This window comes from Pseudomonas guineae (assembly GCF_900113745.1).
Classification (GTDB): domain Bacteria; phylum Pseudomonadota; class Gammaproteobacteria; order Pseudomonadales; family Pseudomonadaceae; genus Aquipseudomonas; species Aquipseudomonas guineae.
On sequence record NZ_FOQL01000001.1, the window covers coordinates 1,096,980 to 1,117,883 of the forward strand.

18 protein-coding genes and 1 riboswitch are annotated in these 20,904 nt (G+C 59.1%); of the genes, 7 read left to right on the forward strand and 11 right to left on the reverse strand.

Going from position 1 to position 20,904, the window contains the following annotated elements:
• Nucleotides 1-31 precede the first annotated feature (31 nt).
• Nucleotides 32-1,897 (reverse strand): phosphomethylpyrimidine synthase ThiC, encoded by a 1,866-nt coding sequence (thiC, locus tag BMZ32_RS05085; RefSeq protein ID WP_425272864.1) that lies wholly within the window; start codon nucleotides 1,895-1,897, stop codon nucleotides 32-34.
• Nucleotides 1,898-2,020: 123 nt separating this feature from the next.
• Nucleotides 2,021-2,127, reverse strand: a riboswitch (TPP riboswitch).
• 216 nt (nucleotides 2,128-2,343) lie between these two features.
• Here thiC and BMZ32_RS05090 point away from each other — a divergent pair.
• Entirely contained in the window at nucleotides 2,344-3,783 is a 1,440-nt protein-coding gene (locus BMZ32_RS05090; RefSeq protein ID WP_090240254.1) for a TolC family outer membrane protein, read from the forward strand.
• Nucleotides 3,784-3,849: 66 nt separating this feature from the next.
• Here BMZ32_RS05090 and waaA read toward each other — a convergent pair whose 3' ends face one another.
• The gene (waaA, locus tag BMZ32_RS05095; protein ID WP_090241561.1) at nucleotides 3,850-5,136 is read right to left on the reverse strand and encodes a lipid IV(A) 3-deoxy-D-manno-octulosonic acid transferase; all 1,287 of its coding nucleotides are present in this window, start codon (nucleotides 5,134-5,136) and stop codon (nucleotides 3,850-3,852) included.
• 43 nt (nucleotides 5,137-5,179) lie between these two features.
• Entirely contained in the window at nucleotides 5,180-6,064 is an 885-nt protein-coding gene (locus tag BMZ32_RS05100) for a LysR family transcriptional regulator (protein WP_090240256.1), read from the reverse strand.
• An 85-nt stretch (nucleotides 6,065-6,149) separates the two neighbouring features.
• Here BMZ32_RS05100 and BMZ32_RS05105 point away from each other — a divergent pair, with 85 nt between their 5' ends.
• The 4 genes from BMZ32_RS05105 to BMZ32_RS05120 are packed head-to-tail and all read left to right on the forward strand — an operon-like array spanning nucleotide 6,150 to nucleotide 9,480.
• Nucleotides 6,150-6,482, forward strand: a complete 333-nt coding sequence (locus BMZ32_RS05105) for a DMT family transporter (RefSeq protein WP_090240257.1) — start codon at nucleotides 6,150-6,152, stop codon at nucleotides 6,480-6,482.
• A 53-nt stretch (nucleotides 6,483-6,535) separates the two neighbouring features.
• Entirely contained in the window at nucleotides 6,536-7,708 is a 1,173-nt protein-coding gene (locus BMZ32_RS05110; protein ID WP_090240258.1) for an NAD(P)/FAD-dependent oxidoreductase, read from the forward strand.
• Entirely contained in the window at nucleotides 7,708-8,514 is an 807-nt protein-coding gene (locus BMZ32_RS05115; protein WP_090240259.1) for an aldo/keto reductase, read from the forward strand. Before BMZ32_RS05110 ends, BMZ32_RS05115 begins: the two co-directional genes overlap by 1 nt.
• Before the next feature lie 60 nt (nucleotides 8,515-8,574).
• Complete coding sequence (locus BMZ32_RS05120) at nucleotides 8,575-9,480, forward strand: metal ABC transporter ATPase (RefSeq protein ID WP_090240261.1); 906 nt, start codon at nucleotides 8,575-8,577, stop codon at nucleotides 9,478-9,480.
• An 89-nt stretch (nucleotides 9,481-9,569) separates the two neighbouring features.
• Here BMZ32_RS05120 and hldE read toward each other — a convergent pair whose 3' ends face one another.
• The 4 genes from hldE to msbA all read right to left on the reverse strand — a co-directional run bounded on the left by hldE (nucleotide 9,570) and on the right by msbA (nucleotide 15,320).
• Nucleotides 9,570-10,991: a bifunctional D-glycero-beta-D-manno-heptose-7-phosphate kinase/D-glycero-beta-D-manno-heptose 1-phosphate adenylyltransferase HldE gene (gene hldE / locus BMZ32_RS05125; protein ID WP_090240262.1), complete on the reverse strand. Its 1,422-nt coding sequence runs from the start codon at nucleotides 10,989-10,991 to the stop codon at nucleotides 9,570-9,572.
• A gap of 209 nt (nucleotides 10,992-11,200) precedes the next feature.
• Nucleotides 11,201-12,601, reverse strand: coding sequence for a PIG-L deacetylase family protein (locus BMZ32_RS05130; RefSeq protein ID WP_090240264.1), 1,401 nt, complete (start codon nucleotides 12,599-12,601; stop codon nucleotides 11,201-11,203).
• 2 nt (nucleotides 12,602-12,603) lie between these two features.
• Complete coding sequence (locus BMZ32_RS05135; RefSeq protein ID WP_090240266.1) at nucleotides 12,604-13,500, reverse strand: GNAT family N-acetyltransferase; 897 nt, start codon at nucleotides 13,498-13,500, stop codon at nucleotides 12,604-12,606.
• Nucleotides 13,500-15,320 carry a lipid A export permease/ATP-binding protein MsbA gene (msbA, locus tag BMZ32_RS05140; protein WP_090240267.1) on the reverse strand — a complete coding sequence of 607 codons (1,821 nt, stop codon included), beginning with the start codon at nucleotides 15,318-15,320 and terminating at the stop codon, nucleotides 13,500-13,502. Before msbA ends, BMZ32_RS05135 begins: the two co-directional genes overlap by 1 nt.
• 265 nt (nucleotides 15,321-15,585) lie before the next feature.
• Here msbA and BMZ32_RS19555 point away from each other — a divergent pair, with 265 nt between their 5' ends.
• A complete protein-coding gene (locus BMZ32_RS19555; protein ID WP_244153917.1) occupies nucleotides 15,586-16,695 on the forward strand; it encodes an O-antigen ligase family protein in 1,110 nt (369 codons plus the stop codon).
• Nucleotides 16,695-17,330, forward strand: coding sequence for a lipopolysaccharide kinase InaA family protein (locus BMZ32_RS19560; protein WP_244153918.1), 636 nt, complete (start codon nucleotides 16,695-16,697; stop codon nucleotides 17,328-17,330). The genes BMZ32_RS19555 and BMZ32_RS19560 overlap by 1 nt, the downstream gene beginning before the upstream one ends.
• A gap of 12 nt (nucleotides 17,331-17,342) precedes the next feature.
• Here the strand turns inward: BMZ32_RS19560 and BMZ32_RS05150 are convergent, their stop codons facing one another.
• The 4 genes from BMZ32_RS05150 to BMZ32_RS05165 are packed head-to-tail and all read right to left on the reverse strand — an operon-like array spanning nucleotide 17,343 to nucleotide 20,888.
• A complete protein-coding gene (locus BMZ32_RS05150; RefSeq protein WP_090240269.1) occupies nucleotides 17,343-17,972 on the reverse strand; it encodes a CatB-related O-acetyltransferase in 630 nt (209 codons plus the stop codon).
• 5 nt (nucleotides 17,973-17,977) lie between these two features.
• Nucleotides 17,978-18,862 (reverse strand): glycosyltransferase, encoded by an 885-nt coding sequence (locus BMZ32_RS05155; protein ID WP_090240271.1) that lies wholly within the window; start codon nucleotides 18,860-18,862, stop codon nucleotides 17,978-17,980.
• A complete protein-coding gene (locus BMZ32_RS05160; RefSeq protein ID WP_090240272.1) occupies nucleotides 18,859-20,010 on the reverse strand; it encodes a glycosyltransferase in 1,152 nt (383 codons plus the stop codon). The genes BMZ32_RS05155 and BMZ32_RS05160 overlap by 4 nt, the downstream gene beginning before the upstream one ends.
• Nucleotides 20,007-20,888 (reverse strand): DUF6625 family protein, encoded by an 882-nt coding sequence (locus BMZ32_RS05165; protein WP_090240274.1) that lies wholly within the window; start codon nucleotides 20,886-20,888, stop codon nucleotides 20,007-20,009. The genes BMZ32_RS05160 and BMZ32_RS05165 overlap by 4 nt, the downstream gene beginning before the upstream one ends.
• Between the last annotated feature and the right edge of the window lie 16 nt (nucleotides 20,889-20,904).

Sequence of the window (20,904 nt, forward strand, 5' to 3'; positions counted from 1 at the left end):
CCTGGGTGGTGTTTCGATCAAAACAGCTCGGCTAGACCTTGTGGTACAGCTCACTGCCCTGCGACTTGAACTCAGCGGCCTTGGCCTGCATGCCCAATTCCGCCTCATCCAGCTCCAGCGCGGCGATACGCTGCTCTTCAGCGTACACCCGCACTTCCTGGGTGATCTTCATCGAGCAGAACTTCGGCCCGCACATGGAGCAGAAGTGCGCGACCTTGGCCGAATCCTTCGGCAGGGTTTCGTCGTGGTAACTGCGCGCCGTGTCTGGATCGAGACCAAGGTTGAACTGGTCTTCCCAACGGAATTCGAAGCGCGCCTTGCTCAGCGCATTGTCGCGGATCTGCGCACCCGGATGGCCCTTGGCCAAATCAGCAGCATGGGCGGCGATCTTGTAGGTGATGATGCCGGTCTTGACGTCATCCTTGTTCGGCAGGCCCAGGTGCTCCTTGGGCGTGACGTAGCAGAGCATGGCGCAACCGAACCAGCCGATCATCGCCGCACCGATGCCGCTGGTGATGTGGTCGTAGCCTGGGGCGATGTCGGTAGTCAGCGGGCCGAGAGTGTAGAACGGCGCTTCGTCGCAGCACTCCAGCTGCTTGTCCATATTCTCCTTGATCAACTGCATCGGCACATGGCCCGGGCCTTCGATCATGCACTGCACGTCGTGCTTCCAAGCGATTTTGGTCAGCTCACCGAGGGTTTCCAGCTCACCAAACTGCGCTTCGTCGTTGGCGTCGGCAATCGAACCCGGACGCAGGCCATCGCCCAGCGAGAAGCTGACGTCGTAGGCCTTCATGATTTCGCAGATGTCTTCGAAATGGGTGTAGAGGAAGTTTTCTTTATGGTGCGCCAGGCACCACTTGGCCATGATCGAACCGCCGCGCGAAACAATGCCGGTGACGCGCTTGGCAGTCATCGGCACATAACGCAGCAATACACCGGCGTGAATAGTGAAGTAATCCACGCCCTGCTCAGCTTGCTCGATCAGGGTGTCGCGGAACAGCTCCCAGGTCAGCTCTTCGGCGGCGCCGCCGACTTTCTCCAGCGCTTGGTAGATCGGCACGGTACCGATCGGCACCGGCGAGTTACGGATGATCCACTCGCGGGTTTCGTGAATGTGCTTGCCGGTGGACAGGTCCATGACCGTGTCCGAGCCCCAGCGAATACCCCAAGTCAGCTTGGCCACTTCTTCTTCAATGGAAGAGCCCAGCGCCGAGTTGCCGATGTTGCCGTTGATCTTCACCAGGAAGTTACGGCCGATGATCATCGGTTCCAGTTCGGTGTGGTTGATGTTGGCCGGGATGATCGCGCGACCGCGGGCGATTTCGTCACGGACGAATTCCGGGGTGATGATTTTCGGCACACTGGCGCCGAAGCTGTGGCCGGCGTGCTGCTGTTCGAGCAGGCCTGCGGCACGCGCCACTTCCAGTTTCATGTTCTCGCGGATGGCGACGTATTCCATCTCGGCGGTGATGATGCCTTTGCGCGCGTAGTGCATCTGGCTGACGTTAGCGCCGGCCTTGGCGCGGCGCGGATTATTCACGTGGGCGAAACGCAACTTGGTCAGCTCGGCATCGGCCAGGCGCTGCTGGCCGAAGTTGGAGCTCAAGCCGCTCAGGCGCTCAGTGTCGCCGCGCGACTCGATCCAGGGCGAACGCACATCAGCCAGGCCTTTGCGCACGTCGATAATGACGTTGGGATCGGTATAAGGGCCGGAGGTGTCGTACACCACCACGGGGGCGTTGATCTCGCCGCCGAAGTCAGTAGGCGTGACATCCAGACTGATTTCACGCATCGGCACCAGAATGTCCGGGCGCGAGCCCTCGACATATACTTTCTGCGAACGGGTGAAGGGCTGGATCGACTGCTGGTCGACCTGGGCTGACTCACTCAGCATCGGGTTCAGGTTTTTTTCTTGTGTGCTCATCGGCGGCTCTCCAGGGCTGAATGTCGGAGCGAACCTGGACGGATGAGCGGCGAGAGGCGCACCTAGGGCGGTGCCAGAGGCTCGCCAGGGGAAAGGCGAGCACATCTTGTTCCCTACGCAGGCTTTAACCTGATCAGGTTCAACGGGATCCGGCAGTAGCCAATCTCAGCCCCTCAATTAGGGCACCCCGACAAGAACGCAATCAGTCTAATCAACCCCAGCCAATAAAACCAACCCACGAGTCAAAAAACATGACCGCCGCGTCGGCTTATGACGAAGCGGAGTGCGCAGCTGCATTGTTGCATCCAGGCAACATAGCTTGTTGCAAACTACACTACCGCTGCCACCACGGCCCTTGACCCTCTGAGCACGGGCCCTTAGCCTTGCTGATTACCGCCAAATCCAGGATCACCCTCATGCTGCGCAGACTTTCTCTGGCTCTTGCTGTGGCCGCCGCGTCCAACGCAGTGGCCTGGGCTGAACAAGCCCCGCTGTCCACCAAAACTGACCTGGTTACGGTGTACCAAGAAGCCGCCGCCAACAACGCCGATCTGGCTGCGGCCCGCGCCGACTATCAAGCACGCAGCGAAGTGGTGCCCCAGGCCCGCGCCGGCCTGCTGCCAAACCTTTCGGCTGGTGCCAATCTGAGCGATACCCGCACTCAGGTTGATTCGCCCGCCAATACCAGCTCGCGCAGCGGTATCGTCTATCAGGCCAACCTCAGCCAGCCGCTGTTCCGCGCGGATCGCTGGTTCCAGCTGCAAGCGGCTGAGGCGATCAACGAGCAGGCGGCGCTGGAGCTGTCGGCCACCGAGCAGAACCTGATTCTGCAAAGCGCCGAGAGCTACTTCACAGTGCTTCGCGCGCAAGACAACTTGGCCTCGACCAAAGCTGAAGAGGCAGCATTCAAGCGCCAACTGGATCAGTCCAACGAGCGCTTCGATGTCGGCCTGTCGGATAAAACCGACGTGCTAGAAGCCCAGGCCGGATTCGACACCGCCCGCGCCAACCGCATTATTGCTCAGCGCCAGGTGGAAGACGCGTTCCAGGCCCTGATTACCCTGACCAACCGTGACTTCGTCGCCCTTGAAGGCATTGAGCACAGCTTGCCGATCCTCGCGCCGACACCGAACGACGCCAAAGCCTGGGTCGACACCGCCGCCGCACAGAATCTCAACCTGCAAGCCAGCAACTACGCCGTTGAAGCCGCCGAAGAAACCCTGCGCCAGCGTAAATCCGGCCATGCGCCGACCCTCGATGCGGTAGCCAGCTACCAGAAAGGTGATAACGATGGCTTGGGCTTCAGCAACAACGCTGCCTCCGTCAACCGCTTCAATGGTGATGTTGAGCAGCGTTCAATCGGCCTGCAACTGAATATCCCGCTCTACAGCGGTGGCCTGACCAGCTCCCAGGTGCGCGAGTCCTACCAGCGCTTGAATCAGAGCGAGCAGTTGCGTGAAAGTCTGCGCCGCCAAGTGGTGCAGAACACTCGCAACCTGCACCGTGCAGTCAACACCGACGTGGAAACCGTGCAGGCGCGTAAGCAGTCGATCATCTCCAACCAGAGCGCCCTGGAAGCCACCGAAATCGGCTACCAAGTCGGTACGCGCAACATCGTTGACGTACTGGATGCCCAGCGCCAGCTTTACAGCTCGGTGCGCAACTACAACAACGCGCGCTACGACTACATCCTCAACAACCTACGCTTGAAGCAGGCCGCTGGCACCCTCAGCCCAGACGACCTGGCTGCACTGGAGCAGTACCTGAAATCCGATTACAACCCGGACAAAGACTTCCTGCCGCCCGACCTGGCCAAAGCCGCCGAAGCACAACTGCGCGGCAACTCAGACTACTGAGTTTGCTAAACGAAAAAGCCCGCTGAATTCAGCGGGCTTTTTATTGGCTGCGATTAGCGCTGCAGATTACTTATTAAGTAATCGCTCCAGCCCCGCCAGCAAGCGCGTCAGTGCGCCCTGATTAGCCTGCATCACGCCCTGCCCGGCCGCACGCATCGCCTGCGCTGCCTCAGGTTCGCGCCACAACTGCGCCACGCGCTGGGCCAAAGCGGCGGCATCTGCCACCTCGCCCAGCGCACCGGCAGCACGCAACTGTGCAGAAATTTCCAGGAAATTGAACAGATTCGGGCCGCTCAGCACCGGCTTGCCCAAGGCGACAGGCTCGAGCAGGTTATGCCCACCATTAGCCACCAAGCTACCGCCGACAAAAGCGATATCGGCCAAGGCATAGAGAAACAACAGCTCGCCCATGGTGTCGCCAAGCAGCACCTGATCAGCAGCGTGCACTGGATCTCCGGTGGATCGCCGACGGGTGCTTAAGCCTTGGCGCTGGCACAACTCAAACACTGTGCTGAAACGCTCGGGGTGACGCGGCACCAGAATCAGCAATGCATCGGGCTTGTGTTTGAGCAGCTCACGGTGAGCAGCGAGAACGATCTCGTCTTCACCGGCATGCGTGCTTGCTGCTATCCATACCGGGCGCTGCGTAGCCTGCCATTGCTCACGCAAGGCAGCGGCGCGTGTGAGCAAATCTGGATCAATGGTTAGATCAAACTTGATCGAGCCAGTGACCTCAACGCACTCCGGTCGAGCGCCCAGGCTGCGAAAACGCTCGGCTTCTAGTGCCGTTTGCACGGCAAGCAAGTCCAGTTCAGCGAGCATTGGCGCGGTGAGCTTGGCAAAGCGCGCATAGCCACGCGCCGAGCGCTCGGACAACCGCGCATTGGCCACCGCTACCGGGATACCGCGCAGGGCACACTGATGAATATGGTTAGGCCACAGCTCGGTTTCCATAATCACCGCCAGCTTGGGCTGTACGCGATCAAGAAAACGCGCGGCTGCCCACGGCAGGTCATAAGGCAGGTAGCAGTGCTGCACCCGACCGGCATACTCCGCACCGCCGAACAGCGCTTGAATACGCTCCGAGCCGGTGGGGGTCATGCAGGTCATGGTGACTGGTATGTCCGGGTAGCGCAGCAGCAACTCGCGCACCAGCGGCGCGGCGGCGATGCTCTCGCCAACCGACACGGCATGCAGCCAGATGCCGCCAGCTTTCAGCGGCGGCAAGCCCACAGCAAAGCGCTCGCCAATGCGCTTGGCGTAGGCCGGCGCCCGCCACGCCCGCCAGGCCAGACGCCCAGCAACCAGCGGCAGGCCAAGATGAAACAGCAGGGTGTAGAGGCTTCTATTCATGGCGCGCAGCTTATGCACTTTAGGAAAAGGCGTCGAGTCACGCTCAACCAATCGCCTGCAGGTGCTTGGCAAAACACTCAGCCAGCCACAACGCTGCCGGCCCATGTGCTTCATCGCGACGGCAAACCAGCTCCACCACCAGTGGCGGCGGGGTCCAGTCGCTGCTCAGCTCAACCAATTGGCCCTGATACGTCGGGTACTGCACCACATGGCGCGGCAGCCAGGCCCAACCCAGATTACGCATCAACAGCTCAGCCATGGCATAGAAACTGTCAGCCCGCCAAATCGATGGGCTTATTTGCTCACCGCCCGGGTAATGACTGTCCTGGGGCGCCATCAGCAATTGCCGGTGACGCGCCAGTTCGCGCCGGTCTGCATGACCCATACCCGCCAGGGCATGCCCCGAACCGCACACGGTGACCATCTCAATGGTGCCCAAGCGCTGGCGCTCCAGGGCGTCAGGCATGTGCTCATGGTGGAATAAAAGACCGAGATCGGCGCGATGCTCCAGCAACTTGCGTGCAACATCCCCCTGGGCACCGCTGGCCAGCTGCACCTCCAGCAGCGGGAACTGCTGGGCCAGCGCTTCGAGGCTGTCGAGTACCGGCTGATAGGGCATCGCCTCGTCCTGAGCCAGGCGCAACCGCACTTCTTCACCGCGCGCCAGACCCAGCGCACGACCATCCAGGCGCTGACACTGGCGCAGCACCTCGCGCGCCTCCTCCAGCAAAGCCGCCCCCGCATCGGTCAGGCGCGGCTGGCGGCCGCTGCTACGGGCAAATAGCAGCACACCAAGATCATCTTCCAACTGGGCGATCGCGCTGCTCACCGCAGACTGCGCACGCTGCATCTGCCGCCCAACAGCAGAGAACGACTGCCCCTCTGCAACACTGACAAACAAGCGCATTTGCTCAAGGTTCCACTGCATACCCATCTCCAAATCAGATAGGCAATCACTTTATCCCATCAGCCCAACCACTAGAATGGCCGCAGACCCACTTGGAGGCCTGCACATGAGCGGCTATCTCTACCTTGCTGTTGCCATCACCGCTGAAGTCATCGCCACAACCTCAATGAAAGCCCTGGACGGCTTCAGCAAACCCATCCCCTTACTGCTGGTGGTGGTTGGCTATGCCATCTCTTTCTGGATGCTCAGTTTGGTGGTGAAAACCATCCCGGTAGGCGTCGCCTATGCCGTCTGGGCGGGCCTGGGCATCGTCTTGGTGAGCATCGCTGCGGTGTTTCTCTACCAGCAAAAGCTGGATTTGCCAGCCATGCTCGGCATGGGGTTGATCGTTGCCGGGGTGGTGGTGATTCAGCTGTTCTCGCAAAGCGTCGGCCATTGACCCAGACGCTGGCGGGTTATACTGCGCACCTGTTTTTCCGGTGAGACGTATGCATGCCCCAAGCATTAAGCACTGATGTTTTGATCGTTGGCGGCGGTGTTGCTGGCCTTTGGCTTAACGCGCGCCTGCGCCGCCAGGGCTTTGCCACCGTGCTGGTGGAAAACGCCTGTCTCGGCGGCGGACAGAGCGTGAAATCTCAAGGCATCATCCACGGCGGTGCCAAATACGCCCTGCACGGCGCACTCAGCGGCGCCTCCGAAGCCATCGCCGATATGCCACGGCGCTGGCGCGAAGCCCTGGCCGGCAACGGCGAACTGGACCTTTCTGGTGTGCGCCTGCTTTCCGATGCCCACTACCTGTGGTCGCCCGGCAGCCTAGCCGGCAATATCACCAGCTTTTTCGCCAGCAAAGCCGTGCGCGGCCGCGTCGATCAGGTCAAGGGCGAGCAACTGCCGCCTGCCCTGCAGCACCCGAATTTCAAGGGTAAGGTCTACCGCCTAGCCGAGCTGGTGCTGGATGTACCGAGCCTGATCGGCCGCCTGAGCGAGCTGGCAGGCGATGGCCTGCTGGCTGCCGAACGCATCGACCCACTGCAGGAAAATGGCGAGCTGGTCGGTCTGCGCGTCGATGGCCGCGAAATTCGCGCGCAGCGCGTCATCCTCAGCGCCGGCAGCGGCAACGCCGAGTTGCTCAGCAGCCTCGGCCTGAGCCAGCCAGCCCAGCAATTACGGCCGCTGCATATGGTGCTGGTCAAAGGGCCTAACCTGAAACCGCTGTATGCCCACTGCCTGGGTGGCGGACCGAAGCCCCGCGTGACTATCACCACGCACCCCGCTGCCGACGGCCAGTGGGTCTGGTACCTGGGGGGTGATCTGGCCGAAGCCGATGGTGTCGCCCGCGACGAGGCCAGCCAGATCAAAGCGGCGCAGAAAGAACTCAGCGACTTGCTGCCCTGGGTCGACCTGTCTGCCGCCCAGTGGGCCACGCTGCGGGTAGAACGTGCCGAACCGTCACAATCCGGCCTGGTGCGCCCGGATAACGCCTTCTTACACGAGCAGAATAATCTGTTGGTCGGTTGGCCAACCAAACTGGCCCTGGCGCCGGATTTTGCCGACCGTGTGCTAGCCGCATTTAACCGTGACGGCATTCAGCCAGCGACGCACGCGCCACTGCCCCCGTTGCCGCACCCCACTGTCGCCCCACCCTTTTGGCAGGGGCTGGTCTGATGCATAGCCTGCACAACCTGCACCGTCCGCTGGGCAGCACCGGCCTGCTGGTTTCACCTCTGGGCTTAGGCACGGTCAAACTGGGCCGCGACCAGGGCGTGAAGTACCCCAACGGTTTCACCATTCCCGATGACGCCGCCGCCCGTGAACTGCTGGCACAGGCCCGTGATCTGGGCATCAACCTGATCGACACCGCGCCGGCCTACGGCACCAGCGAAACCCGCCTTGGCCCGCTCCTACGCGGCCAGCGCCAGCAATGGATCATCGTTAGCAAGGTGGGTGAAGAGTTTGACAACGGTCAGTCGCACTTCGACTTCAGCCCGGCGCATACGCGTTTCTCCGTGGAGCGCAGCCTCAAGCGCCTGGAAACCGATTTTATCGACCTGGTACTGGTGCACTCAGACGGCAACGATGTGGCTATTTTGCGTGACAGCGGCGTGTACGAAGCGCTGGCTGAGCTTAAGCGCGAGGGCAAGATCCGCGGCTTCGGCCTCTCCGGCAAAACGGTTGCGGGCGGTCTGCTGGCGCTGGAAACGGGCGATTGCGCCATGGTCACCTACAACCTCAATGAGCAGGCCGAGCAGGCCGTGCTGGACTACGCCGAACTGCACGGCAAAGGCATCCTGATCAAAAAAGCATTAGCCAGCGGCCATGCCTGCCTAGCGGGTGAAGACCCGGTACGCGCTAGCTTCGAGCTGATCTTCGGCCACCCAGCAGCCACCAGTGCGATCATCGGCACCATCAATCCGCAACATCTGGCGCATAACGTCGCTACCGCAGCCGCTGTAATTCAGGATATTGCCTGACCGCGCTCAATCCACTATCTGTGCCAAGCTCTCAGCCCCTACCTACCGCGAGGAGTTGCCATGCCACGCACCCTGATGCGCAAAGATCCCGGCACCTTCAAAACCCTACAACTACTAGTCGAAGCCAGCCCTGAAAGCCTGAGCTACCAGAGCTTGGGCATGCCGCTGAGCTTTGCGCAGATGCTCGACAAGCGCAAACCCCTCACTGTGACCGACAACCAGCGCTTCACCGTTGAGCTGGCCAACCTGGGGGTTTCCGTGCGCCTGACCCTCAACTGGCAGGGCCGAGAATACTGGGTGCTGGTGCGCCAGCGCCGTGCTGATCGCGGCGATGTGGTGCTCAAACTGATCTCCGGGTACGTGCCGGCTCACGAACTCAATCTGCCGCTGCTGACCGCCATTCAGGAAGTGGCCGAAGAGTGCCTGCTGGAAACCCCCGAAGGCTGGCTGGGCGGACGCTTTGGCGACACCTGGCTACCAACGCCTTACCAAAAGAGCCTGCACTATCGGGAAAGCACTCACTTCAACCTCAGCGCCTTATCCGGCGCAGCGCGTCCGGTGCAGAGTGGCAGCCTCAAGCTGCTTGAGCGCCCACGCGCCTATGTGCATCTGCCTACCGCTTCGCTACAGCTGGTCTACGACCTTCGTTTGGACTTGCCCAGGGAAACTCGAGAGCTCAGCCTGCTGCATGTCGACGAGCACTTAGAAGATGGCCAACTGATCGCCCGCCTCAACCGAGCCCGCCCCGACCTGTTTCTGATCCCTTTGGATCAGGGCCGCCCGACCGCTGAGCTGCTGACGTTGACGCACGGCCAGCTGTCGCCCGCCAGTACTCGCGGCCTGTGGTTGGCGGAAAGCTTTGCCACTCAGGACGGCTGGCTGGTGCGCGATGAGCGCATCCGCTGGAAAGACTGGCTAGCCCAACAAAACCCAGCGCCGCAAAAAGCCCCGCCTAAGCACGGCTAGAACACTCAGTGCCAACCCACGGGGCTGATCAAGCAACGCTACTGACAGCACTTGGCCGGCGACGGGCTCTAGCCCGTCGTCGGCGCGTATTAACGGCTGCGAATCTTCTCAACGATTGCGGTGGTTGAGCTGTTTTCCACCAGCCCCAGCACCCGCACTTCGCCACCATAGGCTGTGACGATGTCGGCGCCAACCACCTGTTCGATGCCGTAATCACCGCCTTTAACCAGCACATCCGGCTTAACCGCGTGCAGCAGGTTTTCCGGGGTGTCTTCGCCGAAGCTCACAACCCAATCCACCGCGCCAAGCCCGGCTAACACAGCCATACGTCGGTCCACCGAATTGATCGGCCGACCCGGGCCCTTCAAGCGGCTGACCGAGGCGTCATCATTGACCGCCAGCACTAATCGATCGCCCTGCGCGCGCGCCTGCTCAAGGTAGGTCACATGACCCGCATGAAGAATGTCAAAACAACCATTGGTGAAGACAATTTTCTCGCCATGGGCGCGGGCATCCTCGATCGCCAACAACAGCTGATCGAGGCTCAGTACGCCGCGCTCGGAGCCGGCTTCACGTTGGATAGCACGACGTAGTTCGGGTGCGCTGATCGCAGCCGTACCCAACTTGCCGACTACGATACCGGCAGCCAGGTTGGCCAGCGCCACCGCATGCGGCAGTTCCTCACCCGCGGCCAGGCTGGCAGCCAGGGTGGAAATCACCGTATCGCCGGCACCGGTGACATCGAACACTTCACGCGCACGGGCCGGCAAATGCAACGCCGGGAGCTGTGGGCGCAGCAGGGTCATGCCATGCTCACCACGGGTGACCAACAACGCGCCCAGCTCTAGCTCAGCCATCAATGCCGCGCCCTTGGCCACCAACTCGGCCTCATCATGGCAAGGGCCGACGATGGCCTCGAACTCGCTGAGGTTCGGGGTAATCAGGCTGGCGCCGCGGTAGATAGAGAAATCCTTACCTTTTGGGTCAGCAAGCACGGCAATACCTTTGCTGCGCGCCATCTGCACCAGCACCTGATGATTTTGCAGCGCGCCTTTACCGTAATCGGAAAGGATCAACACCTTGATGCCTTCCAGCTGCGCCTCGACGCTGGCCGCCAGTGCGGCGTTGTTAGTGCGGAATGGTTCTTCGAAGTCCATGCGCAGCAACTGCTGATGACGGCTCATTACGCGCAGCTTGACGATGGTGGGCTGATCCTTGATGCACTGAAACAGGGTTTTCACGCCAACCGCGTGCAAGCTGTTGCTCAGGCTATCAGCGGCCTCATCCTGACCGGTTACGCCGATCAAGACTGCCGGCGCACCGAGGGCGGCAATATTCAACGCCACGTTGGCGGCACCACCTGGACGGTCCTCAATCTGCTCGACCTTCACAACCGGCACTGGCGCTTCTGGCGAGATCCGCGAAGTGCCGCCATGCCAATAACGATCGAGCATGACATCGCCCACCACCAGAACGGCGGCCTGGTCGAAACGTGGCATGGACAATTTCATAAAAACTCCAGAAGCGGCTAACAGGCCGTTGAAAATGTAGGCGGGGCCGCCGAGACAAGATGAAAGCAGGCGAGGAAACGAAGTCTACGAGTTGTAAATGAGCATTCCGAGCCTGTTTCCCAACGCCGCACCGGCAAGGCAGGTAGTTTTTCAACGGCCTGCAAAAGCAAATCGCGGCAGATAATAACATTTGCAGGCCAATACTCCGGCTAACCGCCGAGCGTACGCACCCAGAACAATTCATGGCGACGCACGGCCTTGCGGAAGAACTCATCTTCACCGGTTGCCGGCCAACGACGCCCCACCAGCAAGCGCTGGAGCAGCCGGCGAATACGCCGCTTGAGTGGTAATGCACCCTGTAAATCGTGCTGCATGGATAAGGCCATGGCCTTATCCAACTGCTGCGCTGCATTTAGACTCGGACTCCACAGGCCATCAGCCGGCAGTGCGTCAATGGCTGGCGGCAAAGCAATCCCGAAGCCCGCCGGGCCCATTGGCCAACGGTCGTTATCGTGCAGATGGTTGGCGTACAACAGTAGTGTTTTCGGCTTCCAGCGGCTCAGCTCAATCGCCGCCAGCAGCGCTTGAGTACTCGCCACATGATCGCTGTGCGGGTCCAGCTGCGGGTGCGGCGTCACCACGACCTCAGGCTGAAAGTGCTCCAGACTTGCCACTAAATCGGCCACGAGGTTGCGCCAACTGGGCACCCCATCGGCATCACCGGGTAGCGGGATTGAGTTTGCGGCACGCACGCTACGAATATCGTCATCGCCCGACTCGCGCGAGGCAAAAGCTGACGCGGCATGATCCTGCATCGCCTGTAACTGCAGACAGTAATAACCCAACTGCACACATTGGCTCTGCGGAACACCGCCCCACAACGGCACGGCAAGGCTATCCCAAGCACGCAAGCGGCCCTTGAGCCGAGCAGCGTCGGCCGGACCCAACCCCAGCGCCTGGTAGGACTCGGCCTCAATCTCTCCCTGCGTCAGGGTGACAATACTGACATCACGTACCTGGCTATACAGGCCGAATGCCGCCAGTTCGGCATCATCGGCATGGGGCGCTATCACCATCAGACGCTGTTCGGCGTAATCAGGATTGCTTAGGGCATACAGGGTGACAGTCGGCTCAATCAGGCAGAAGCGGCCGAACACCTGCAATGTTCCACCGGACAACGCGTTCTGCTGGCCGGACAAGTTGAGGAAACGACGACCGTTTACGCCGCGCTCGAAATCCTGCCGATCCGGACCAATCACCACATAGGGATCCAACCACCGCCCCAGCCAGCCAGCCTTGAGCTGCACCTGCAGAATCAGCGTATCGGCAGCGCCAATATCACCCTCCAGAAGCAGGCATCGCGCCTCGATGCGCCCGGCGATTGCGGGCACATCATCGGCAAAGGTGTAGTTGTAGTCATCGCCAGGGGCGTAAAACAGGTGGTCGGCAAACCAGGCCTCATGGGCAACCCAGCCAACTAGCAGGAGCAACGGCGCAGACCACCAGGCGACAAAGATGCCAAGCAGTGCAAGCAGCACCAGCGCCAACAACAGAGCAATACGCTTTTGTCGACGATGCTGCTTGAGCAGGGCTTGTTTGCGTCCAGACATAATCAAACCTGATAGACCGGCACGCGGTTGCACCAGCGGTCTTTGTATTCGCGATCAGCCCGACCAAAGGAATAACGCAGCGGCTTACCAATCTCTCGCGCCTCAGCCCAGGCCGTTTGGGTATTGATAAAACTGAGCACGCTGCCCGGACTGAACTCGCGGTTTTGTGGGTCAACGCCACCGTTGATGTACTCCAGACTGACCCACTGCGGAGCCTCGACGCGGTAGAGCACCTGGATCGCAACCGGCTGGTCGTTCAGATAAATCAGCGAACCAGTCATAAAGTCGCGCATCAGGCTGAACACCTCTGCCAGGTGCGCCTTGCCGGTCGCCTCAAACCCCCAGCGGCGCTGAAAAAGATCGGCATAGATCAACGCCTGTTCGCTGGCAGACAGTTCCAGCATCGGCCGGATGACCCCACCGGCTTCTTCGAGCAGTCGCTGCTCGCGGCGCTGGTTGTAGCGGAATTTTTTGCTGTATTCCTCCGGCTCACGGGCCAGCGCCAGGCCTTCCGGCTGCTCACGACGGCCAAGCACCTGCTCGGCATTCAGGGCCGACAGGTAGCGCGCCTTATGCCGCACAGCTAGGCGCACCTCAGCGGCGAGCGGCAGGATGATTTCGGCATTGCCCAAATCAAACAAACCGCGCTTACCTTGCTGCTTTAGCACATCCTTGGACAGCGCCAGGTGCCGCCCCCAGGTCGGCATAGCGCCCTGCAACTCACCCTGCGCAAACCAGCCGAGGTAACGCACATCAATACCTGCCAGGCCCGCCAAGCGCTCGACCACCAGCGGATGAGTGGCCACGCTGCCGCCAAAACGCTGCCAGGCCTGCGCATAAGTAACGGCATCAATCGGAGCCCAGCCGCGCTCACGCCAGGCGCGTAAATAACTGAGCATCAGGCGTCGCGCTCTAACGTCACAGCGTCATCGCCCTCAACAAAGTCTTTTTCATGCAGGCGTGCGTAGTAACCATTCTGCGCCAGCAATTCGGCATGCGTGCCGCGCTCGACGATGCGCCCCTGGTCCATCACCAGAATCAGGTCGGCCTTCTCGATAGTGGACAGGCGATGAGCGATCACCAGGGTCGTGCGCCCCTTCATCACCTCATCCAGCGCTGCCTGGATATGCCGCTCCGACTCGGTATCCAAAGCCGAAGTGGCCTCGTCGAGGATCAGTAGCGGAGCGTTTTTCAACAATGCCCTAGCAATGGCCAAGCGCTGGCGCTGCCCACCGGACAACAGCACACCATTTTCACCGACCATGGTGTCGTAGCCCTGCGGCATTTTCTCGATAAACTCGGCGGCATAGGCTGCCTCTGCGGCCTCACGCACCTCATCCAGCGGTGCACCTTGCAAATCGCCATAGGCAATGTTGTTGGCAACAGTGTCGTTGAACAGGGTCACGTGCTGAGTGACCAAGGCGATATGGCGGCGTAGGTTTAACAGTTTGTAGTCTTCAACATCCAAGCCGTCGAGCAAAATTTGCCCCTGATCATGATGGTAAAAACGCGGAATCAGGTTGGCCAGCGTAGACTTACCGCTGCCCGAGCGCCCCACTAGGGCGACCATCTGTCCAGGCTCGGCGACAAAGCTAATGTCGTCCAATACGGGCTTGTCACTGCTGGCGTATTGAAAGCTCAGATTGTTCACCTCTAGACGCCCACTAACCCGCTCACGCGCCTGAGTGCCATGATCAACCTCCTGCGCCTCATCGAGTTGCTCGAAGATACTTTCAGCACCTGCTACGCCTTTTTGAATGGTCGAGCTCACCTCAGACAGCTGACGAATAGGCTTAGGTAGCAGGCCCGCCAGGGTGATGTAGGCCACCAGGTCACCTGCCGAAGCATCACCACGCATAAACAGCACCAAGAACATCAGCACTGCCATGGCGCTGTAAATCACCAGTTGCAACATCGGCGTATAAACCGCTGATGTCTTGGTCATGCGCAGCTGTTTTTCCGTGTTACTGCTACTGGCACCAAGAAAGCGCTGCTGCTCGTAGGCTTCACCGCCAAAACTGCGCACGACTCGATAACCTTGAATCGTTTCCGAGGCAACATGGGTGACGTCACCCATTGCCACTTGAATTTTCTTGCTCTGTTTGCGGAATTTTTTACTCGCGCTGGTCACCATTAAGCCGATCACCGGAAGGATCGCGACCATCACCAAGGTCAACATCCAGTTCATCCACAGCAGGGTAGCGAACAGGAAAATCACCGTCATGCCTTCACGGATGACCACTTTGATTGCATCCGTCGCCGCGCCAGTGACCATGGTCACGTTAAAGGTAATACGCGAAATCACATGCCCAGAGTTATGGCTATCAAAATAGCGATTAGGCAGCGTCAGCAAGTTATTGAAAAGCGCTACCCGCAGGTCATGCACTAAACCCAGCGAGACCTTGGCCAGGAAGTAATTACCCAAAAAGGAGCCGACCCCTTGCCAAAATGCGATCAACACAATCAGCAGCGGTACGGCCTGCACTAATTGCAGGTCGCGTAGGTAGGGCACGCTAGGAAACAGGCTCGCATCTGGGTTAGACAGGCCATCAACAAAATACTTGAGGATGTAACCGAGCATCGGCTGAGTCGAGGCAAAGATCAAAAAGCCCAGAATACTCAGTGCGAAAAAACCCAGGTAAGGACGAATATAAGTGAGCAAGCGCAGATAGATTTTTAGGCTCGATGAAGAGTCTTGGCTTGCAGCTTTTCCACTCATAAACCCGCCCATATTCGGTAAAAACGGGATATTAACATAGCCCACCCGGCCTGCGATTAGGCCCACTTGGAACAGCTTAAAGACTAAGCCCCCTAAGCTGCCGGGAACAAAGTCGGGCGAGCCAAGGAAAGGTCTGACTTGATCCTGTAGAATCGCCACTCAACCGCCGGACTGGACTTACACCTAGATGCACACACAGATCGACTCATGTACGCAGCGAACGTTCGCCTTCATCTGCAATTGGTTACTGCCTCTAGGCTTTGTCGTGTTGCTCGTCGGGCTGGCCGCGCTGCCGGAGCGCAGCCTTTATCACAAGATGTTTTATGCGCTGATTGCCGCACCGACCTTACTCGCTCTTGCATTGCGCCCTCGTAGCGCGCAAGCGTTCTTGCGAGACCCCGTGATCATCGCCTTCTTATTATTCTCGACCTGGGCCTTGATCAGCTTCAGCTGGTCGGACACCGAGCAGTCCTTCGGTACGCTACTCAAGCGGCCGCTGTATATCTTAATGTTGTTTGCCGCTTGCGCGCTGATGGCGCTGCAAACCAATGCGCGACTCGCTCAAAGCACACTGCTCGCCGCAGTATTGATGCTGCCGCTAACTGCTTACAGCCTGGCGATGTTCATTGCCAGCGGGGTACCTGGCGAACGGCTTATCGGTTATGGCGCACTAGACAATCCCCTGTTGAGCTCGCATTTGTTCGGCTTTTTTTGCGCCTTCTGGCTGGCACTGAGCATGACTCTAACGCCCCGCCAAAGCTGGCCCGCACTGATTGCGGCCGGTTTGATGGGGCTGGCATTATTGGCCACAGGCTCACGCACTCCACTCGTAGCAACAACACTGGCCTGCGCCTGGTTGATAATCGCATGCTGGAGCAAACGCTCCGTTTGGCTGTTGCTCTGCGGCGTACTAGTGACGCTCGCACTGGTAAGGCTATACCCGGAAATCCTGTTAGAGCGTGGTCTGTCATATCGGCCAGGACTGTGGGCACAAACCCTCAGCAAGGTTGCTCAACAACCCTGGCAAGGTTTTGGCCTTGATGCACAGCTGGCGATACTTATCGCCGATCTCAATATGAGTTTTAGTGAGCCGCACAACTTTGCTCTAGGCGTGCTGTATTACACCGGCATTATCGGTTTGGCAATCTGGCTCGCCATGCACGGTCTCGCCCTCTTCCAGTGCTGGAAGCACAGAAGCAATTACTTATTCATTGTGGCTGGTGCGCTACTGGTTTACGGCATCGGTGCGGGTTTGACGGAGGGCGGTGGTATCCTGCCAAGACCCAAAGAGCATTGGCTGATGACCTGGATCCCCCTAGCACTGATTGCTGCACTCAGCATCCGTACGCGACAAGCACAAGGAACCCAGCGCTGATGCAAACGCTTTCTCAGTCCGAGCTGAATGCACTCTCCGCCAACGCCAGCGTGCTTGAGCTCGACGGCCTTGGGCCCAAGGTGCTGAAGTTAACAGACGGCAGCTTTCTTAAGCTGTTCCGAAAGCGCTCAGTATTTTCCCGCGAAACCATCAAGCCCTATGCCAAACGCTTTGCAGAGAACGCCGCATGCCTGCAACGTCTGGGGTTTAGCAGCCCGAAAATCATCCAGGTGTACTGGCTGGTTGACCCGATCAATAAAACTGCAGTGCATTACTGGCCGCTCCCCGGAGAGACCTTACGCCACATACTGAGCAACAGCTCTAGTGAGCGACGTCAGGAGCTTGTAGAGCTGTTTGGTGAGCTGCTGGCCAAGCTGCATGGCAGCGGCGTCTACTTCCGCTCGGTGCACCTGGGCAACATACTGGTGCAACCTGACGGACAGCTGGGTTTGATTGATCTCGCCGACATGCGCATCAGCCACTTTGCACTTAGCCTGCACAAGCGTCAGCGCAACCTGAAACACATGCGTCGCTATGTCGACGACCAGAAGTGGCTGTTCGAGGAACACCGTGACGCGCTGAAAGCAGGTTACAGCCGTATCGCCAAGAAGCAGGCAAGCAAACTGTTTGCCTAAGGCGTACGCAACCTAAAGCGACTGAGCAGCACGCTGTTGTACATATTGCAGAAAGGTATCAAGTTGGTCACTGCACAGCAGTGGGCTGATGCTGCGCACCTCCTGCTCTGGCCATTCCCACCAAGCAGCCTCAAGCAGCGCCGCACAAATCTCAGGAGCAAAACGCCAGCGTACGTGCCGCGCCGGGTTACCTGCCACTATCGAGTAAGGGGCTACATCTCGACTGACCACAGCACCGGCTGCGACAACGGCGCCATGCCCAACAGTGACACCGGACAGGATCACCGCATTGCTGCACAGCCATACATCGCTGCCGATCACTACATTCCCTCGGCTCACTGCATAATCTTTAATCTCGGCAGCCTCTGAGATCAGGGCAGGAAAAGGGTACGTACTGACCCATTCGGTGCGGTGGTGACCGCCAAGAAATATCTCCACGTTCATTGCTATTGATGTATAGCTACCGACCTTGAGCGATGTTCCTTCCTGCCAGTCATGCACCATAGGCACACCGTAGGTGCCAACGCCCACCTCATACTGCGGATAGCGCTGCAGGAACCTTGCAGGCCCGCGCTCGAACTTGGGCAGCCGGCGAATCTGCTTTTTGGCGCGCTTTTCCAAGAACCGTTGCCAGAAACCCATGCGATTCAGCCCTTTTCCAAAGGTGAGAAGTACAGGCGCGCCAAGCCTCGCCAGGTTTTCTTCGACCACTGTTTAAACGGAATCTGCGCCAACAACTCGCGAGCCAATTGACGGTCTCGATTGGAGCATTTGAGAAACATTGAGCTGAGAAAGCGCGTACGGACAAATTCATACTGCGGATGATCGCGGTACAACGCATAAATGCGCAGGATGCTGTCGATCATAAAGCGATGGTTCTTGTACGAGTTGGTGGCGTGCTTGCGGTAACGCGCCAACACTTCGCCCAAGCAATCGATGGTGTAACCGGCATGGGTGACTTTCAGCTCAATCGCCAGATCTTCCAGGCGAATCTCCGGATCGAAGCCGCCGACTTCCGCCAAGGCCTCTTTACGAATCATCAAGGTTGTGGCAGGCGCATAAGGTTTGCGCTCCATAAATACATCATCGAAATCCATCCGCCGAAACGGCACATCACGGCGCTGGCGAGCCTCGGGAAATAGCACGCCCTGCGAATCGATCAGCTCGATATTGCCGGCACAAATCCCCACCTCAGGTTTACCCACCATATAGGCCACCTGCTTGGCCAGGCGTTCGGGCAGCATCACATCATCCGAGCCAAACGGCACAATCAACTCCCCTTTGGCGCGAGCGATTGCTGAGTTCAACGTACGGGTCAGCCCTTGGTTTTGCTGGACCTGAAAGTCGAAGCCGTGCTCGGCCTGCAAACGCCGAATACGCTCGACGCTGTCGTCGGTCGAGCCATCGTCCACGACCAACAGCTCGACATGCGGATAGGTTTGCCCCAACACACTGAGGATGCATTCTTCAATATAAGGCGCGTGGTTGTAGGAGGCGATGATGACGCTGACCAACTCGGAATTTTGACTCATTGGGAAGCACTCGCCTGACTCAGCGACTCATCAATGAGTTGCCGGTACTGCTGACGGAAGGTTTCGATATCGTGGTGGGCACACAAGTAGGCATAGGCCTGCTCACCCTTTGCCTGCAACTGCTGATCACTCAATTGTAAATAACTGCCTAGTGCCTGAGCCAACGCAGCAACGTCAGCCGGGGGCACCGCCAGTCCGCCAGCGCCCTCGATCAACGGCAGCATTGCCGGCACATTCGAGGCGATTACCGGCAAATGCCCGCTCATCCCTTCCAGCAAGGCCAAGCCCAGCCCTTCGGCCAGAGACGGCATGGTCCAGATATCAAACGCGCGCACATACTGCAGGGCGTTTTCACGAAAGCCGAGCAGGTGAACCCGCCCACCCAGGCCAAGCCGCTCAACCTCAGCCAACAGCCGCGACTCTTCGCGACCTTTGCCAATAATCGCCAGCTGTACCTGCGGGTAAAGGTCTTTGAGCTTGGCAAACGCCTGCAGCAAGTAGATATGCCCCTTAACCGGCACCAGGCGCCCAAGAGCCCCCACCAGGCGCACATTTGGGTCAAGCCCCAGCAGGCGGCGAGCGTCTTCGCGCGAATGCTGCAAGGCGGCGGCCTGCTCAATATCGATGGCGTTAGTGATGGCCACGGTATTGCGCTCGGTAAAGCCGCACGCACAGTCCAGCAGGTATTGTTTGACCGCCGGCGATACGCCGACGAAACGCCAGGCCTTGTCGATCAGGCGCGACGCTTGCCGACGACGGTAAAAGCGGTCGTATTCGCCAAAGCCGTGAGAAATGCCAATGCACAACGGCACCTTTAGCCAGCGGTTCAACTGCAACATCATATTGACCGGCTTAAAGCGGTTGCAGATCACCACATCGAACTGCTCGGCGCGACAAAACTGATAGAGCTGCCAAATCGCCCGCAACCGCAGCCCCTTAAGTTGCTTATCGGCGAACTCAAAATACACTGAGCGCGCGGCTCGGCTTACCGGTTCCCCCGGCTGCGGCTTACCGCGCAAGAATGCCGCGACCACTTCATAGCGCTCGCACGGCAACGCCTTGACGATCTGCTCGGCCAAATCGGCGAAGTCATGCGCTTTAACGTTGTAATCGGGCTGCAGCTGTAAAACCTTGATTCGCCTGTTCATCGGCTCTCCTGCGCAAAACCCTGTGAGCTGATCCGCCATTGCGGCTGTTTTGCCAACGCTTGCAGTGTATCGGCCGACGGCTCGCCAAGTGCGGGCCAGGCATCACGCTTCCACACGACGAAATGGAAATAGGGAAACGCTCGGCCCTGATCAAGGTCATTGCTCAAGCGCCCTTCGCGCCAATACCAGCAGGTCGGGAACTCGGCGCTGCCATCGATCCAGGGAATACACCCCGAAGGCGTACTGAAAGCCTCGACGAACTCGCTACGACGGCGCCACGGGTTGAACAGCCCAACAAGGCGGAACAACGGCTGTGGGAAGTTTTTGCGCCAGAGAAAAATCCGGCTGAATGCGCCTTCGTCCAGAGCATGATGCTGCTGATCGCAGAAACGCGCCTGCCAGTTCGGCATACGCATAAAGGCTTTGCGCATGCGCGGCACATTCCGGATCAGGCATAAATGCCCAGATACTCGCCGCTCATGGGTGGAAAACAGGTCGAAGCGCGCCAGACGCTCGGCGGTGAAATAATCGCGTAACTGGCCGAAGACCAGATCAATGTCACCGAAGGCCCAGAAATCATAGCCCTGCAGACGATCCTGATGAATAAAGCCCAGCGCCGGTTTGATATCGCAGAGTTTGTAGGCGTTCTCCGGCGCAAACGGAATGCCCAGACGCTTGCCAACCAAGGCGCAGTAGTCGGCGTAGCTGATGCTTTCAATCCGCACATTGCTCGGCAGCTCGGCCGGCACACCACAGTCACTGAACAGCAGCCAGTCAACATCTGGGTTGCGGCAGCAGCTCTCGAGGAAAAATGGCATCCAGAAAGGCCAGCGCCCGAAGTAGGGAATTACGAAACATATACTTGGCTGATTCATCATAGCGGTCCTGTCACCC